Consider the following 15504-nt stretch of genomic DNA (forward strand, 5'->3'; position numbering starts at 1 on the left):
TCGGTTCCAGGGGAGTTGTTGCCTCCGACGTCTTCCATCCTGCGACCGGGGCAACGGCAGCCCAGCCAGTCCTTCGGACGGTTCGACCTGTCCGAACGGCCAGGCGGGCCCGGCGGCGCCCGAACTAGGCTGGACCGCATGGACACCACTGAGCCGCCCGGAACCGCCACGGGCACGGGCGGGACGGGCACGCGCACGCGCACGGACGGGACGGGCACGGGCGATCCGCGCACGGACGGGACGGGCGCGGACGGGACCTGGCGCGACCGCTGGGGCCGCCCCGAGGACGCGCTCGCACGGGCCGTCGAGGTGCTGCGCGCTCCCCGGCCGGACCTCCTGCTGCGCCTGTCCGACGTGCTCGGCACCCTCGTCCCGCACACGGCGCTCGCGCAGCTCAGCGGCGTCTGCACGTTCAACCCCTCCCACAGCTACGGCCCGCCCGAACTCACCGCCGCCATCAGCACGCTGGACCTGTCCCGGCTGGCCGAACAGGCGGCCGCGACCACCTCCGCCGGCCGTCCCTGGCAGGGCGAGTCCGAACTCGCCGGACAATCCCGGCCGGTCGTCGTCGTCACGACCACGCCGGGCAACGACAGCGGCGCCGTCCTCGTCCTCGTCCGGGCGGGCACCGAACCGGTCGCCCCCGGGGCACTCGCCGTCCTGCAACAGCTGTGGGACCTGGTCATCGCCCACTCCGACCACCGCGCCACCGACGCCGCCCCCACCCAGACCGCCGCCTCCCGCGCCTCCGCCAACGCCCGCGCCCGCGCCATCGCCGAGTTCACCGGCACCCACAGCGCCGCGCTCACCGCGATCCTGGCCCCGCTGCGCTCGACCGGCCTGGACGACGCCACCGCCCGCCGCAACGCCACCGAACTGGCCGTCACCGCCCTGCTCGACCTGCGCCAGGGCGCCGAACTCGACCGCACCCTCAGCGAGGAACCCGCCGACGCCGCCTTCGCCCGACTCGTCCGCGAACTGCGCCCGCTGCTGCGGCACACCCGGGTCCACCTCGACGTCGCACCCCCGCCGGAAGCCGACCGCTCCGTCCCGGCCGACGCCGCCCACACCGCCCGCGACGCCGTCCGGGTGGCCGTCCTGCTGATGCTGGAACAGGAGAAGCCGACCCGGCTGCACGTCAGCTGGCAGCTCACCGCCGACGGCCAACTGCGCGCCGTCGTACGCGGCGACGGCCTCGGCCTGCTCACCGCCGACGCCCTCACCGTCCACCGCACCGCCGACCGCATCACCGCCCTCGGCGGACGCCACGGCGTCGAAGCCGTCCCCGGCTGGGGCACCACCGTGACCGTCGACCTCCCGCTCGCCCTGCCCGAACCCGCCCTCGCCACCGACCCCCTCGACGGCCTCCAACCGCGCGAACTCGAGGTCCTCGACCAGCTCGCGCGGGGCCGCCGCAACCGGGACATCGCGGCGGCACTCCACATCAGCGAGTCGACGGTGAAGTTCCACGTCGCCAACATCCTCGCCAAACTCGACGTCTCCTCCCGCGGCGAAGCCGCCGCCCTGGCCCACCGCGCCGGACTGCCCCGCGGCCCGGTCGGGCTGCACGCGGCATCCTGAACACCCCTCCCCCACCTGAGGAATGGCCGACATGACCGACCCCACCACCCCGGGCCCGACCACCTGGGACCCGACCACCCCCGGGCTCCTGCGCCTGCCCTCCGGCCGCCTCCTGCGCGGCCGCGGCCTCAGCAAGCCCCTGCCGCCCGGCCCCCGACCCGACTTCGGCCTCTACCTGTTGGGCCGCCCGCCGCACGTCGACTGGCCCAGCCGCTGGGTACGCTGGCCCGACTTCCGCCTCCCCACCGACCGCACGGACGCCACCGACGCCTTCCGCGAAGCCTGGGAACGCTCCGCCACCCAACGCGTCGAACTCGCCTGCGCCGGCGGCCGGGGCCGCACAGGCACCGCACTCGCCTGCATCGCCGTCCTGGACGGCGTCCCGGCCGCGGAGGCGGTGGCGTACGTGCGGGAGCACTACAGCCGGCACGCCGTCGAAACACCGTGGCAGCGCAAGTTCGTGGAGCGGCTGGCCTAGGTCGGGTGGGTAGCGTTCCAAGGATCTCGACCGCCAATCAGGTCACGGGCGAAACCGTCAACGGCGACGTGTACCAGGCTGGAACGATCAACCTGATCAAGGCCTCAGCACCCAAGGTCACTGCGGGCGCCTGAAGCCCCTCAGAGGTGCCAGGTGCGGGCCGCCGCCCAGGTCTCCAGGGGCTGCCAGTCGATGGTGGGGTGTTCGGCGTGCAGGGCGGCGGTGTCGATGGTGAGGCCGGGGTCCTGGAGGTAGCGGAACATCGTGGCGAGGTCCTCGGAGTGGGCCGCCACGACCGAGAGCGGCACCTGTTCGAAGCGGATGGGGCGGCCGCTGGCGGCGCTGATCGCGGCGGCGATCTGCTCGCCGGTGCGCCACTGGGAGGCGATGTCGATGCGGCGGCCCGTGTAGGCGTCAGGCCTGGCCAGGACGTGGGCGGCGAAGGTGCCGATGGTGTCGGCGGCGATCACGGGGAGTGGGACGCCGGGGGGCATGGGGAGGTGGAAGACGCCGTCGCGGAGGGACTGGAGGGTCCAGTCGTTGGCGTAGTTCTCCATGAAGGCGGCCGGGCCGAGGACGGTCCAGGGCAGGCCGAGGCCGGCCAGGTGCTGTTCGATGCGGTGCTTGCTGTCGAAGTGCGGGATGCCGGTGGAGCGGTCGGCGTTCGCGGCCGAGGTGAAGACGACGTGCCGGACGCTTCCGACTGCCCGGGCGGCGTCCAGCAGGGCGGTGGCCTGGCGGACTTCGACACCGAGGTCGGTGCCGAACGGGGTGGACATCGCGAACAGTGCGCCGGCGCCGTCGAGGGCGGTGGCGAGCGAGGCCGGGTCGTCGAAGTCGGCGCGGGCCAGTTCGGCACCGAGTGCGGCGAGCTGGGTGGCGGCGGGCGAGCCGGGGTTCCGGGTGAGGGCGCGGACGGGGCGGCCGGCGCGGAGGAGGGCGCGGGCGGTGGCGCCGCCCTGGGCGCCGGTGGCGCCGGTGACGGCGACGGGGAGGAGGCGGGCACGGGAGGCTGCGGACTCAGTTATCTGCGTCATGCAGACAACATAGAGAAAGATTTCTGCGTGGCGCAAACAATTATCGGGCAGCCGGTTACCCTTCCCCCATGACGACGACCCGCGACGAACTGATGGCCCGGCTGTGGCCGGTCTCGCGCCGCTACCTGGCCTCGTACGTGCTGTTCAACCAGGCCGTCGCCGACCACCTGGGCATGCACCCGACCGACGTCCAGTGCCTCAACCTGCTCACCCTGGAGGACGGGCCGGTCACCACCGGCCGGATCGCCGAACTCACCGGGCTGACCAGCGGCTCGGCCACCCGGCTGGTCGACCGGCTGGAGAAGGCCGGGCTGGTGGCCCGGCAGCGGGACCAGGCCGACCGCCGACGGGTGCTGGTCGCGGTCCTCCCCGAGGCGCTGGAGCGCTTCGGGGAGGTGTGGCGCGAGCTGTCCACCGACTGGGCGGCCGTCTTCGCCGAGGACAGCGAAGCCGAACTCGCCTTCCTCCTGCGGCACATGAACCGCACCGTCGAGCTCAGTCACCGCCAGGTCGCCCGCCTGGCGGCCATGGAACCGGGCGAGCTGGGCGGGACGGGCCGCTCCTGAACCCGCCCGGTCAGGCCTCCGGCGGCGCCGGCAGGGCGCCCAGCGCGAGAACGCCGCCCGGGCCGCCCCGGTAGACGGTCCCACCGGCAGCGGCCAGCGAGATCCGGCCGACCTCCTCCGAATCGTCCTGCCAGCGCATCCCGCCCGTCGACGGGTCGAACGCCCATAGCCGGCCGTCCCCCGACCAGGCGTAGACGCCGTCCTCGGTGGCGACCATGGCAGGGGTCCCGCCCTTCCGACCGGCGAAGGTGTTGGCCTTCCAGACCCAGTCACCGGTCGTCGTGTCCAGCCCGAACAGACGGTCCCCGCCGCCCATGTAGACGGTCCGACCGGCGGCCGACAGAGGGCAGCTCAGCTCCCCGTGCTGGACGGACGCCCAGAGCTGCGCGCCGGTCGCCGGGTCCAGTGCGCCGACGATCGTGGAGGCCATCGTCTCCGGGGGCGAGGAGACCAGCAGGGCGTCCCGGTGGACGGTCAGTGGGCCGCTGACGACGAGGTCGCGCTCCCAGCGGCGCTCGCCGGTGCGGGCGTCCAGCGCCAGGAGCCCCCTCGGCCTCCCCGCCGTGTACACGGTGCCGCCGCCGAGGGCCAGAGCGGCCGAGACGCCCGCCGGGCCGGTCCAGCGCGGCTCGCCGGTGGCCAGGTCGTAGCAGCGCACCGAGCTTCCGTACACCGCGAACACGCTGCCGCCGCCGACGGCGGGGCCTTGCCGCCACCCGCCCTCGGACCAGTCCGGCAGGGCGGCCTCCCAGCGCTGCTCCCCCGATGCCGCGTCCAGGACCCGCAGACGGGTGTCGGTGGCCACGCACACCACGCCGTCCCCGGCGGCCGACGGCCAGCCGCCCGGGGCAGCGGCGGCGTCGGGTGTGCTGACCGTACGGCTCCAGCGGACCTCACCGGTACGCGGGTCGAGGGCGCGCACGCAGCCGTCGAAGCCGGAGGCGTAGAGGCCCTGTCGGCGGTCGGCGGACAGCACGAGCCGCCCGCTCGCGGCGGTCGTCCGCCAGAGTCGCGGGCCGTGGGAGCTCTTTCGGCGGGCCCACTCGTTGACGCCGGCGGCGGCCGCGAGGGCTCCCAGGGCGGCGGCGCCCGTCAGCAGCCGCCGGCGGTTGACCAGGCGCCGGGCCGGTGGCGTCGGCACACCGTCCGGTGCGGCTTCCCGCACGTCCTCCGGCACCGCATCGCGCACGTCATCCGGCACCGCATCGCGGGCCACGTCCGGCGCCGTCTCGCGCGCCTCGTCCGGCACCTTCTTGCCCACCTCGTCCGGCACGGCGTCCCGTCTCGCATCGTCGTTCACGCCAGACAGGACCGCGCACCCGGCCCCAGGGTTGCGCCGGATCCGGAAGAAGATCACGACCGGCGGCGCCGGCCGACGGCCCTACGTCTTCCGCAGCTCCGGCGCCGGCACCCCGATCAGCAGCCGCCGGACCGCGTCCCAGGCCGCGCGCAGGGCGGCGGCGCAGGCCCGGGTGTCGGAGCCAAGCAGTCGCAGCCAGGCACCGCTGTCCTGCGGCAGCACGCTGACCCCGTAGAGCAGTTCGCCGTACTCCTGGCCGCAGCCGACCACCGCCTCGTGCAGGACGTCCGCGATCCGGGCCGCCGGGGCGAGCGGGCTGAGGACGTACAGGCTGGACATCACGTCGTGCCCGGCCAGCACCGCCGGCCCGGTGACCCCGGCACCCCTACCGCCCCCTCCGCCTCCGCCTCCACCCGGCGAGGGCTCCAGTCGCACGGTGTCCAGTGCCACCAACTCACCGTCAGGACGCCGCACTTCGAGGTCCGAGGCGAACACCCGGTAGGCGTTGCGCTCGCCCCGGGCGAGGCGGCCGGCCAGGACGGTCTCGCCCGCCAGTACGGTCGCCTCCGGGTCGACGGTGAGGACGGTCCGCTGGTAGAGGCGCGAGTCGACGAAGGGGATCACCGGCTCGGGCAGGTACTCGACGTAGGCGCGCGGTCCGGCCGTCAGGTTGACCAGTTGCGTCGCGTAGTCGTGCTCCATCCGGTAGACCTTGGTGGCGGCCTGGGTGGTCAGGTGGACCGCCGTGTCGGCGCCGCAGTGCAGGTCGGTGCGGAGCCGGTCGGCCTGGAGGATGCCGCCGCCGGTGGACATCAGGAAGGTGACGGCGAGGTCGGGGCGGGCCGGGTCGAAGTAGAGCGGGCGCATGATCTGCAGCGGCGACTTCTGGTAGTGGCCGGTGAGTTCGGTGCGTCCGCCGACCCGCTCGAAGGCCAGCTCCAGCAGCCCGACCTTGCCGGGACGCCCGACCGCGAGGGTGTCGGGCGTCCCGGCGTGGCGGCGGACCTCGTACGGGACGCGGGCCGGCTCGTAGTGCCGGGGGTCGAGCCGGGGCACCGCCGCAGCCGGGGAGGCTGTCACGCCGGGACCTTGCGGAAGGTCTCCAGGAAGGTCGCGATCTCCTCCAGCCCCTCCCCCGTCAGGCAGTTGGTGAGCACCACCGGTCCGCCCTCGCGCACCCGGTGGGCGTCGGACTCCATCACCCCGAGGTCGGCGCGGACGTACTGGGCGATGTCGATCTTGTTGATGACCAGCAGGTCCGACTCGGTGATGCCCGGGCCGCGCTTGCGGGGCATCTTCTCGCCCTCGGCGGTGTCGAGGACGAAGAGGAAGAGGTCGACCAGCACCGGGCTGAAGGTCAGCGTGAGGTTGTCGCCGCCGGACTCGTACAGCAGGGTGTCGACGTCCGGGAAGCGTTCCAGCATCTCGGCGCCGGCCGCGAGGTTCATCGTCGGGTCGTCCCGTACGGCGGTGTGCGGGCAGGCGCCGGTCTCCACGCCGACGACCCGCTCGGGGTCCAGCATCCCGGCCAGGGTGCGCCGCACGTGCTGGGCGTCCTCCTGGGTGTAGATGTCGTTGGTGATGACCGCCGGGCGGTGGCCGCGGGCGATCAGCACCGGGACGAGCGCCTCGATCAGCGCCGTCTTGCCGGAGCCCACCGGTCCGCCGATGCCCACGCGGAGCACGTTCTCGGTCAACTCTCCTCCTTCTGTCGGTCGTTCTTCTGTGGCGCACGTACGCATCGGGCGGTCAGCTCATGAACAGCCGGGCCTCCGCCCGCTCGTGCCGCCCGGACATGGCGTCCGCGACCGGCACGCAGCCGCCGAGGTCCGCCAAGTCCCGTTCCAGGGCGGCGGATACGACCTCCCGGATCACCGGGGAGGCCGCCCGCAGCACCACCTGCGCCTTGCGGTGGTCGGTCAACCGGAGCCTCAGCGCCGCACCGACGAAGCTGGTGCAGAACGCGAACAGGTCGCTGGTGACGGCCTGTTGGACCGGGACGCCGGCCGAGGCGTACGCCACCCCGGCCGCCACCGCCTGGCAGCCGGGGGCCCGCTTCTCCGCGACCAGCGCGGCGTACCGCTCCAGCGGCTCGCCGCCCACCGACTCCCGGGCGATGTCCAGGAGTTGGCGACCGGTCCGGGTGGCGGCCAGGCGCAGCTCGCGGTTGAGCCTGGTGGCGTGCAGCCGCTGGTCGGTCTCGGCGAGCAGCTCCCAGTCGCCCGCCGTGGCCGCCCGGTGGGCCAGGACCAGGGCCGTGGCGTCGGACGGCCCGACGCCGTGCCGCAGCAGGTCGGCGAGCAGCCCGGGCAGGGTGTCCGGGGTGACGGCCTTGGCCTGGGCGTAGCCCTCCAGCCCGTGCGAGAGGGTGTAGAAGCCGCTGGGGAAGGCCGAGTCGGTCAGCTGGAGGCAGACCAGCAGGGCGTCCAGGCCGTCCAGGGCGTCCGGATCCCCCAGGCCGTCCACAGCGTCCAGGCCGCCCATGGCATCCAGGCCCGGCCGCGTCTCGGTGACGGGGCTCACGCGAGGTAGAACAGGTGGTTGAGCGGCAGCTCGCGGGCCGGTTCGATGGTGGCGGGCTCGCCGTCCAGGGTGACCTTGTACGTCTCCGGGTCGACCGCGATCTTCGGCAGCGCGTCGTTGCGCACCATGTGCTGCTTGCCGACCGTACGGCACCGCCGCACCGGCAGCACCCGGCTCTCCAGGCCGAGTTGGGCCGGAACCCCGAGGTCGACGGCGGCCTGCGACATGAAGGACACCCGGGTGGCCTGCTTCGCCCGCCCGTACTGGCCGAACATCGGGCGGTAGTAGACCGGTTGGGGGGTGGGCAGCGAGGCGTTCGGGTCGCCCATCAGCGCCCAGTTGATCACGCCGCCCTTGATGACCATCTTCGGCTTGGCGGCGAAGGAGTTGATCGGCCAGAGCACGATGTCGGCGAGCTTGCCGGGCTCCAGCGAGCCGATGTGGTCGGCGGTGCCGGAGGCGACGGCGGGGTTGATGGTGAGCTTGGCGAGGTAGCGCAGGACGCGGGCGTTGTCGTTGCGCTCGCTGTCGCCGGCCAGCTTGCCGCGCTGGTCCTTGCAGTGGTGGGCGGTCTGGAAGGCCCGGGTGAAGGACTCGCCGATCCGGCCCATCGCCTGCGAGTCGGAGGAGAAGATCGAGATGACGCCCTCGTCGTGCAGCACGGTCTCGGCGGCGATGGTCTCGGCGCGGACCCGGGAGTCGGCGAAGGAGACGTCCTCGGGGATGTTGTGGCTGAGGTGGTGGCAGACCATCACCATGTCCAGCAGCTCGTCCACCGAGTTGACGGTGTAGGGCAGCGTCGGGTTGGTGGAGGACGGCAGCACGTTGGGCTCGCCGGCGATCCGCATGATGTCGGGGGCGTGGCCGCCGCCCGCGCCCTCGGTGTGGAAGGTGTGGATGGTGCGGCCGTCGATCGCGGACAGGGTGTCCTCGAAGTAGCCGGACTCGTTGAGGGTGTCGGTGTGGATGGCCACCTGCACGTCGTACTCGTCGGCGACGCTCAGCGCGCTGTCGATCGCGGCCGGGGTGCTGCCCCAGTCCTCGTGCACCTTGAGGCCGCACACGCCCGCCTCGACCTGCTCGCGCAGCGCGCCGGGCAGCGAGCCGTTGCCCTTGCCCAGCAGGCCGACGTTGACCGGCAGGTCCTCGACGGCCTGGTACATCCGGTGGATGTTCCACGGGCCGGGGGTGCAGGTGGTGCCGTTGGTGCCGTCGGAGGGGCCGGTGCCGCCGCCGATCAGGGTGGTGATGCCGTTGCTCAGCGCCTCCTGCACCTGCTGCGGGGCGATGAAGTGGATGTGGGTGTCGATGCCGCCGGCGGTGGCGATCAGGTGCTCGCCGGAGATCACCTCGGTGCCGGGGCCGATCACCAGCCGCGGGTGCACGCCGCTCTGGGTGTGCGGGTTGCCCGCCTTGCCGACCGCGACGATCAGGCCGTCCTTGACGCCGATGTCGCCCTTGACCACGCCGAGCACCGCGTCCATGACGACCACGTTGGTGATGACCAGGTCGAGGGCGCCCTGGAGGGAGGTCGCGGCCGGGTCCTGGGCCATCCCGTCGCGGATGCCCTTGCCGCCGCCGTAGACGGCCTCGTCGCCGTAGTGGCCCTGGTTGAAGTCCTGTTCGACCTCGACCAGGAGGTTGGTGTCGGCGAGGTGGAAGCGGTCGCCGACGGTGGGGCCGAAGAGGTCGGTGTACTGCCTGCGGGAGAGGATGGCCATCAGCGGTCGCCTTCCGGGTGGGTCTCCGTGTGGAAGTCCCGGGGCCGGTCTTCCTTGTGGTCGAGGTTGGTGCCCTTGAAGCCGAGGGCGATGGCCCGGTCGACGGCGCGGGCGCGGGTGGCGGGGGCGGTGATGCCGCCGTCCACGAGGTTGGCGAAGCCGACCAGGCGGCGGTGGCCGCCGAACTCGGCGAGCGTGACGTCCTTGGTGTCGCCCGGCTCGAACCGGACGGCGGTGCCGGCCGGGATGTCCAGGTGTTTGCCGAAGGCGGCGTTGCGGTCGAAGTCGAGGGCGCGGTTGGCCTCGAAGAAGTGGTAGTGGGATCCGACCTGGATCGCCCGGTCACCGGTGTTGCTGACCGTGACGGTGGCCTTGGCGCGGCCGGCGTTGATCTCCACCGGGTCGTCGCCGTACAGGTACGCGGCGCCACCAGACATGGCTGGCCTTCCTCTCTGCCGGGTCAGTGGGGGGTGTGTGCGGGTTCGTGGGTATGGCTGGGGTGGTGCGGGTGGGGAGCATCGCCGTGCTGGTGCCCGCCCGGCGCGTGGCCGTGCTGGTGCCCGCCCGGCCCGTGGCTGTGACCGTGGCCCTGCTCCCCCGGCCCGTGGCTGTGCGCGTAGCCGTGCCCGTGCTCGGCATCGAGGCCGGCCAGGATGCCGTCCTCCCCGTGCCCGAGCAGGTGCAGCGCCGCCGCCGTCCGGGCCGCGACCACCCCGGCGACGGCGGAGGGCCGCAGCAGCGGGCCGCCGTCCCGTACGCCGGGCAGCGCGGTGCGCAGGGCCGGCCCGAAGGAGGCCGGAACGGCCGTCACCTCGCGGGCGCCGAGCAGCCGGCAGCGTTCGGCGCCCTCGGCCGGGTCCGGGTCGCCGCCGTCGAAGGCGACCTCGACCCACCGGTGCCGCCCGTACTGGCGGGCGAGGCGGGCGATCCGGAACAGTTCGGCGTCCTCGAAGGGGCCGGCCGCCGGGGCGGTGACCAGCACCGCGCCGTCGGGGGCGGGGCCGGAGGCGGCGCGCAGCCAGCCGATCAGGTGGTCGGCGGCGCCGAAGGGCGCGGTCAGGGCGAGCCGTCCGCGGCCCTCCCCGGCGGCCAGCCAGCGCAGCGCCCGGGCGGTGTCGGCGACGAGCTTCGGGTCGCGGCCGAGCGTCATCGGTACGACGCACACCGGCCCGTCGCCCGCCGCGGCGAGCGCGGACCGGACGGCCTCGGTGAGCGGACGGCCCGCGGGGGCCGCGGCGTGCACGCTGGACTCGCGGGCCGCCAGCGCCGCGAGGTCCCGGCCGCCGTCGCTCTCGTGGCCGCCGGCCAGCACCACGGTGGCGGCGGCATGGGACCGGGTCATCACTCAGGCACCCACCGGGTCGTGGCAGGAGACCAGCTTGGTCCCGTCCACGAACGCCGCCTCGACCTGGAGCAGCGGGAGCATCTCGCGCACGCCCGGCATGACGTCCTCGCCGCTGACGACCTGCTTGCCGATCTCCATACACTCGGCGACGGTGCGGCCGTCCCGGGCGCCCTCCATGATCGCCTCGCTGATCAGCGCGCAGGCCTCGCTGTAGTTCAGCTTGACGCCGCGGTCCCGGCGTTTGCGGGCCAGATCGGCGACGACGTAGATGTACAGCTTGTCGATCTCACGCGGCGAGAGATTCACGGGTATCACTCTTCCTTTCCGAGAATCCGATGGAATGCAGAAAGATGCTCAAGGGGCTTCGGTGAGCCCGGGGTTACTCGACATCAGATGAATTCGGCGGCGCCGGACGCGGAATCAAGTCCGGCGCAGGCGGGGGACGGCCGGCACCGCCGCCAGGAACAGCAGTGTGGTCAGGACGAACGGCCAGGTGAAGGCGTGACCGCCGAAGGGCGCGGAGGCCGCGCCGAGCGCCGGCGTGAGCACGGTCGCGCCGGCCGCACCGACCAGGGCGTACGCCGCGCTCCAGGCGTCGGGCGCCAGGAACACCCCGCACAGCGCGAGGGCGACCAGGACGCCGCTGTACCCGAGCAGGCCCTGCCCGACCGCCTCGCCGGGGGCGCCGAACACCCAGGCCGTGAGCAGCCCGGTGGCACTCCCCGCGCAGGCCATCAGGCCCGCGAGCCGGCTCGCCGCGAACAGCCCGGCGAGGAACAGCAGTCCGACGTACCACTGCGGCATGAAGAAGATCTGACCGATGTTCGCGAAGAACCCGTGCCAGAGCTGGTCCCAGCTCAGCCCGGTCGGCCCGGCGGCCGGGACGGGCAGCGCGGCGGGTGCGCCCGCGCCCTGCCACAGCCGCCGGAAGCCGGGGGCGGCCGCCGTGACGGCCGTCGCGACCAGGCAGAACGGCGCGGTCAGCGCGGGCAGCCGCCAGGTGGCGAGCAGCGCCCCGAGCCCCGCCGTGACCACCACGGCGACGGCGGACCCGAGGGCCGCCACCGCGACCGTCGCCGGGTGCCCGGCACCCAGGAAGACGGCGCAACTCAGCGCCACCAGGCACCCGTTGTACCCGTGCAGCCCCGCCCCGACGGTCTCCCGGTCGAGCCCGAGCCCGTACGCGACGGCGGTGGAGACGGCACTGCCGAGCAGTCCGTAGAGGCCGTACCGCCAGTCGGCGGCGAACAGTGCGGCCACGAAGAAGAGTCCGCAGACGACGGACGGCATGAAATCGACCTGCGCGACGCCGCGCAGGACCTCCGCGACCACCCTGGCGGATATCGGACGAGTCGCCACCGAGGCGCTCTCCCCACCCTGTTGCAAACCCATGCTGCGCACCAATTTTCCGGTACGGCCGGCCTGCCTGAATGTCGGCCCCGGCGATTCCTCCGGAACCGTACTCCTATGGTTTGCGAAGTCCAGGGGGTACGGGGTGTTATGCCAAATCCACGAAGGGTGACCATCGGGCCGCTGAGCTGCAACAATCTGTTGAAGTCACGGCCCGTCGGGTTCGTTGCAGGGAGAAATCCTTTGCGAAGTTTTACTGACGGTTGGCATCGGCTATGCCGGGGCCGCGCTCGCTCCCGCCCGGATCAGATGCCGCGCCAGGAACCGTTCCGACGACTCCAGTTCGGGCTCCGGCACCTCCAGGTGGCCCCCGGGGTTGGCGTGCAGCGTCTTCTCCCGCGAACCCAGCGCGCCGAACAGTGCCAGCGCCCCCTCGCGCGGGACCAGCGCGTCGTCCCACTGGAGGAGGAACTCCACCGGCACGCCGACCCGCCCCGCCGCCTCCGCCTGCGACGCGTGCCCCGTCAGCCCGAACACCGCGACGGCGACGCGCGGTTCGGCCGCCGCCAGCGGGATGCCGATCGCGCTCCCCAGCGACAACCCCCAGTACCCGACCGGCCCGAGGCCCTCCGCGTGTCCGGGGTCCTCCACCCGACCGGGGCGCTCCGCCTGTCCGGGGCCCTCTGTCCGACCGGGGCGCTCCGCCTCGCCGCTCAGCGCGTCCAGCACCGCCACCCACTCCGGCACCGCCCGCTCCGCGAGCGCCGCCGTGTGCCGCGCCACCCAGGCGCTGACCGGCCGGCCCGCCGCGATCAACTCCCCGATCTCGGTGGCGAACCGCTCGTCCTGGGCGCTGCGCGTCCGCTCCCCGTGCCCCGGCGCGTCCAGCGCCACCGCCGCGAACCCGTGCCGCCGCACGCACCGCCGGGCCCGGTCCACCAGTCCCGGACCCAGCTTGTGCTGGCCGCCACCGTGCCCCAGCAGCACCAACGGCCGCCCGCCGAGGGGCGATCCGTCCGGCTGCCAGAGCACTCCGGGCGCGCCGTCGAGGGTGAAGTGGCGCTGCGTCACGCCGTCCGCGCTGGATTCCGTGGTGAAGTGCACCCCGTCATCATGGCTCCCGACACACGTTCGGGTCCGGCCTTTCCCTCGACGGGCTGCCCCGCGACGGGGTCACCGCCGTCGCCACCGCACGGCTCGCCGCTACCGCGCGGCCGGGCCGTCCTCGTGGAGGAAGGCGAGCAGCAGGGCGGTGGTCTCGGCCGGGCGCTCCAGGCTGGGGAGGTGGCCGGCCCAGGGGAGCTCCTGGTGCCGGGCGTCGGGGAGGAGGGCGGGGAGGGCGGCGGCGATGTCCCGGAAGTCCGGGAAGTCGTGGGCGCCGGACACGGCCAGGGTGGGGGCGGTGATCCGGCCGAGGTCGACGTCCTCGCGGTCGGAGCCGACCGTCGCCGTCATCTGGACGTCGAAGGCGTGGCGCTGCATCCGGCGGACGTGCGCGCGGGTCCGCTCGTCGGCCTCCGGGCCGAGCCAGGACTCGACGTTCAGCTCGACGGCCTCGTCGATCCGCCCGGCCTCGATCAGCTCGTCCTCGCGCCCGCCGAAGGCGCGCAGGGTGTCGCTGGGCTGGTGTCCGGGCATGCCCGCGCCGAGCAGGGCCAGCCTGGTGACCGCCTCGGGGCGCAGCGCGGCCGCCGTCAGGGCGATCCGGCCGCCGTAGGAGGCGCCGACCAGGGCGGCGGTCCCGATGCCCAGGTGGTCGAGCAGGGCCAGGACGTCCCCGGCGTCGCTGTACGGGGCGTCCGCGAGCGGCGTGTCGCCGAAGCCGCGGAAGTCGCAGCGGACCACCCGGTGTCCGGCGTCGACCAGCGGCTGCCACTGCGCGTCCCACATCCGCCGGTCGCACACCGAGGAGTGCAGCAGCACCACGGCGGGCCCACTGCCCGCTACGTCATGAGAAATGATCATTCGGCGGATCGTAGTGTCCCCGCCGCCGTTCCCCAAGCGATTTGAAGCCGCCGCGGCCGCGGGTAAGCGCTTTCGACCGCCCCCGGGCTCTGGACGGGTGAAGGAGGTGCTCGGAGGTGCTCATGGGAGAAGCGAAAGACGATCGGGACGACGGGTTCCAGGCGTTCATCGTCACGGTCTGGCCGCGCCTGGTACGGACGGCGTACCTGCTGGCCGGCGAGCAGTACGCGGCCGAGGACCTGGTGCAGTCGGCCGCCGAGAAGGCCTGCGCGGCCTGGTCGAAGGTGCGCCGGGCCGACGATCCGTACGCCTATGTGCGGCGGATCCTGGTCAACCAGCACGCCCGCCGCTGGCGCCGCCGGGCGCCGGAGCTGCTGGTGGACGCGGTGCCGGACGCGGCGGGGGTGGAGGACGGCTACGCCCGCTCCGACCAGCGCGGGGCCCTGCTGGCCGCGCTGGCCACCCTGCCGCCGCGCCAGCGCGAGGCGGTGGTGCTGCGGCACTGGGAGGACCTGAGCGACAGCCAGACGGCGGCCGCCATGGGGTGCTCGGTGGGCGCGGTGCGCAGCCACGCGGCGAAGGGCATCGCGCGGCTGCGGCAGGTCACGGCACTGGTGGGACTCAAGGACACGACGCACATCGGAGGAGCGGCATGAGGGGCGGCATGGACCGGGAACCGGACGGGGTGGGCGGGGACGACGGCACGGACCTGTGGGTGGGGCTCGGCCTCGCCGAGGCGGCGGCCGGCGCGCGGATCGGCCCGGCGCCGGTGACGGACATCCTGGCGGGGGGCCGCCGGCTGCGGCACCGCCGCCGTACGGTGGTCGGCGCGGCGGCGCTGGCCGCCGCGGTGGCGCTGACCGGCGGGGCGCTGGCGCAGCTGCGGCCGGGCCCGGCGCCCGCCCACGGGATCGGTCCGGCCGGCGTCGGCGCCGCGCCCACGCCCACGCTCACGGTGGCGAACACCCCCGGGCTGGGCACCCCCCTCCCGCCGAACGGGACCGCCCCGGCCTTCCGCAACCCGCTGACCCCGGTCCGGGTGCTGCTCGGCCAGGGCCTGACCCCGGACGGCAAGCAGTGGCAGCTGTGGGAGGCGCTGTGGCCGGAGGCCCCCCGGGAGCGGGCGTTCGAGCAGGCGACGGCGGTGTGGGAGGAGCGCAGCAGGTACGACTCGGAGATCTCCAAGCCGACGGAGGAGTACGTCCAGCGGTACTGGCAGCCGGACTGCGACGTCACCAACGTCTACTTCACGGTGGACGGGGTGCGGCTCAGCCATGACTCCGACGGCGCCCAGGCGGCCCCGGGCAAGGTCGACCCGCGCAACCGGACCGTCTTCGGCGGCGGCCTGGTCGGCCACCGGGGCAAGGGCGACACCGTGGCCCCGCTGGACGTGGTGCTGCTCTCGATCGGACCGGACGTCGGCCGGGTGGTGGTGACCTGGGCGGACGGCAGCACCACGGAGCCGACGCCCGTCACCGTGGCCGACTCCCCGATCCGCGAGCTGGTGGTGGCCCGCCCGGGGACGATGCGGGCGAAGTCCTGGCAGTTCTTCGACAAGGACGGCAACAAGCTCCCGGACGCCGGTGCCAAGTACCTGACCGAACCGGCCTCCTGAGCCCGGGGCAGGCGCGGGACGTC

At 73.9% G+C, this 15504-nt stretch carries 17 protein-coding genes; 5 read left to right on the forward strand and 12 right to left on the reverse strand.

Features of this window, described 5'->3' with window-relative positions:
• The first annotated feature begins 138 nt into the window (after window positions 1-138).
• Window positions 139-1581: a LuxR C-terminal-related transcriptional regulator gene (locus ACFCY1_RS12415; RefSeq protein ID WP_375874463.1), complete on the forward strand. Its 1443-nt coding sequence runs from the start codon at window positions 139-141 to the stop codon at window positions 1579-1581.
• Between the two features lie 31 nt (window positions 1582-1612).
• Window positions 1613-2059: a protein phosphatase gene (locus ACFCY1_RS12420; RefSeq protein WP_074004169.1), complete on the forward strand. Its 447-nt coding sequence runs from the start codon at window positions 1613-1615 to the stop codon at window positions 2057-2059.
• 140 nt (window positions 2060-2199) lie between these two features.
• Here the strand turns inward: ACFCY1_RS12420 and ACFCY1_RS12425 are convergent, their stop codons facing one another.
• On the reverse strand, window positions 2200-3096 hold the full coding sequence (locus tag ACFCY1_RS12425) for an NmrA/HSCARG family protein (protein ID WP_375874464.1): 897 nt from the start codon (window positions 3094-3096) through the stop codon (window positions 2200-2202).
• Between the two features lie 68 nt (window positions 3097-3164).
• On the opposite strand from ACFCY1_RS12425, the gene ACFCY1_RS12430 reads away from it, so the two are divergent.
• On the forward strand, window positions 3165-3662 hold the full coding sequence (locus tag ACFCY1_RS12430) for a MarR family winged helix-turn-helix transcriptional regulator (RefSeq protein ID WP_375874465.1): 498 nt from the start codon (window positions 3165-3167) through the stop codon (window positions 3660-3662).
• 10 nt (window positions 3663-3672) lie between these two features.
• Here the strand turns inward: ACFCY1_RS12430 and ACFCY1_RS12435 are convergent, their stop codons facing one another.
• From ACFCY1_RS12435 to ACFCY1_RS12485, 11 genes are all read right to left on the reverse strand, one after another.
• A complete protein-coding gene (locus ACFCY1_RS12435; protein WP_375874466.1) occupies window positions 3673-4962 on the reverse strand; it encodes a PQQ-binding-like beta-propeller repeat protein in 1290 nt (429 codons plus the stop codon).
• Window positions 4963-5043: 81 nt separating this feature from the next.
• Entirely contained in the window at window positions 5044-6042 is a 999-nt protein-coding gene (locus ACFCY1_RS12440) for an urease accessory protein UreD (protein ID WP_375874467.1), read from the reverse strand.
• Window positions 6039-6659: an urease accessory protein UreG gene (gene ureG, locus ACFCY1_RS12445; RefSeq protein WP_049651049.1), complete on the reverse strand. Its 621-nt coding sequence runs from the start codon at window positions 6657-6659 to the stop codon at window positions 6039-6041. The genes ACFCY1_RS12440 and ureG overlap by 4 nt, the downstream gene beginning before the upstream one ends.
• Before the next feature lie 52 nt (window positions 6660-6711).
• Complete coding sequence (locus ACFCY1_RS12450; RefSeq protein WP_375874559.1) at window positions 6712-7446, reverse strand: urease accessory protein UreF; 735 nt, start codon at window positions 7444-7446, stop codon at window positions 6712-6714.
• Between the two features lie 35 nt (window positions 7447-7481).
• Window positions 7482-9206, reverse strand: coding sequence for an urease subunit alpha (gene ureC, locus ACFCY1_RS12455; RefSeq protein ID WP_074004164.1), 1725 nt, complete (start codon window positions 9204-9206; stop codon window positions 7482-7484).
• Window positions 9206-9643 carry an urease subunit beta gene (locus tag ACFCY1_RS12460; protein ID WP_063780133.1) on the reverse strand — a complete coding sequence of 146 codons (438 nt, stop codon included), beginning with the start codon at window positions 9641-9643 and terminating at the stop codon, window positions 9206-9208. Before ACFCY1_RS12460 ends, ureC begins: the two co-directional genes overlap by 1 nt.
• 23 nt (window positions 9644-9666) lie before the next feature.
• Window positions 9667-10548 carry a sirohydrochlorin chelatase gene (locus ACFCY1_RS12465; protein WP_375874468.1) on the reverse strand — a complete coding sequence of 294 codons (882 nt, stop codon included), beginning with the start codon at window positions 10546-10548 and terminating at the stop codon, window positions 9667-9669.
• Between the two features lie 3 nt (window positions 10549-10551).
• A complete protein-coding gene (locus ACFCY1_RS12470) occupies window positions 10552-10857 on the reverse strand; it encodes an urease subunit gamma (protein ID WP_049661349.1) in 306 nt (101 codons plus the stop codon).
• Between the two features lie 114 nt (window positions 10858-10971).
• The gene (locus tag ACFCY1_RS12475; RefSeq protein ID WP_241853024.1) at window positions 10972-11910 is read right to left on the reverse strand and encodes an urea transporter; all 939 of its coding nucleotides are present in this window, start codon (window positions 11908-11910) and stop codon (window positions 10972-10974) included.
• 264 nt (window positions 11911-12174) lie between these two features.
• Entirely contained in the window at window positions 12175-13005 is an 831-nt protein-coding gene (locus ACFCY1_RS12480) for an alpha/beta hydrolase (protein ID WP_375874469.1), read from the reverse strand.
• A gap of 99 nt (window positions 13006-13104) precedes the next feature.
• Window positions 13105-13866: an alpha/beta fold hydrolase gene (locus ACFCY1_RS12485; protein ID WP_049659981.1), complete on the reverse strand. Its 762-nt coding sequence runs from the start codon at window positions 13864-13866 to the stop codon at window positions 13105-13107.
• 122 nt (window positions 13867-13988) lie between these two features.
• Here ACFCY1_RS12485 and ACFCY1_RS12490 point away from each other — a divergent pair, with 122 nt between their 5' ends.
• Together ACFCY1_RS12490 and ACFCY1_RS12495 are read left to right on the forward strand one after the other, a co-directional pair.
• Window positions 13989-14522, forward strand: coding sequence for a SigE family RNA polymerase sigma factor (locus ACFCY1_RS12490; RefSeq protein WP_074004160.1), 534 nt, complete (start codon window positions 13989-13991; stop codon window positions 14520-14522).
• An 8-nt stretch (window positions 14523-14530) separates the two neighbouring features.
• Window positions 14531-15481, forward strand: a complete 951-nt coding sequence (locus tag ACFCY1_RS12495) for a hypothetical protein (RefSeq protein WP_375874470.1) — start codon at window positions 14531-14533, stop codon at window positions 15479-15481.
• Window positions 15482-15504: the final 23 nt, after the last annotated feature.

Source organism: Kitasatospora sp. NPDC056273 (assembly GCF_042268845.1).
GTDB lineage: Bacteria > Actinomycetota > Actinomycetes > Streptomycetales > Streptomycetaceae > Kitasatospora.

What these genes read in the sequence shown, in the direction of transcription:
- ACFCY1_RS12415 (WP_375874463.1), top strand. Translation starts at nt 139, where the DNA reads ATGGACACCACTGAGCCGCCCGGAACCGCCACGGGCACGGGCGGGACG.
- ACFCY1_RS12420 (WP_074004169.1), top strand. Translation starts at nt 1,613, where the DNA reads ATGACCGACCCCACCACCCCGGGCCCGACCACCTGGGACCCGACCACC.
- ACFCY1_RS12425 (WP_375874464.1), bottom strand. Translation starts at nt 3,096, where the DNA reads ATGACGCAGATAACTGAGTCCGCAGCCTCCCGTGCCCGCCTCCTCCCC.
- ACFCY1_RS12430 (WP_375874465.1), top strand. Translation starts at nt 3,165, where the DNA reads ATGACGACGACCCGCGACGAACTGATGGCCCGGCTGTGGCCGGTCTCG.
- ACFCY1_RS12450 (WP_375874559.1), bottom strand. Translation starts at nt 7,446, where the DNA reads ATGGGCGGCCTGGACGCTGTGGACGGCCTGGGGGATCCGGACGCCCTG.
- ureC (WP_074004164.1), bottom strand. Translation starts at nt 9,206, where the DNA reads ATGGCCATCCTCTCCCGCAGGCAGTACACCGACCTCTTCGGCCCCACC.
- ACFCY1_RS12460 (WP_063780133.1), bottom strand. Translation starts at nt 9,643, where the DNA reads ATGTCTGGTGGCGCCGCGTACCTGTACGGCGACGACCCGGTGGAGATC.
- ACFCY1_RS12465 (WP_375874468.1), bottom strand. Translation starts at nt 10,548, where the DNA reads ATGACCCGGTCCCATGCCGCCGCCACCGTGGTGCTGGCCGGCGGCCAC.
- ACFCY1_RS12485 (WP_049659981.1), bottom strand. Translation starts at nt 13,866, where the DNA reads ATGATCATTTCTCATGACGTAGCGGGCAGTGGGCCCGCCGTGGTGCTG.
- ACFCY1_RS12490 (WP_074004160.1), top strand. Translation starts at nt 13,989, where the DNA reads ATGGGAGAAGCGAAAGACGATCGGGACGACGGGTTCCAGGCGTTCATC.
- ACFCY1_RS12495 (WP_375874470.1), top strand. Translation starts at nt 14,531, where the DNA reads ATGGACCGGGAACCGGACGGGGTGGGCGGGGACGACGGCACGGACCTG.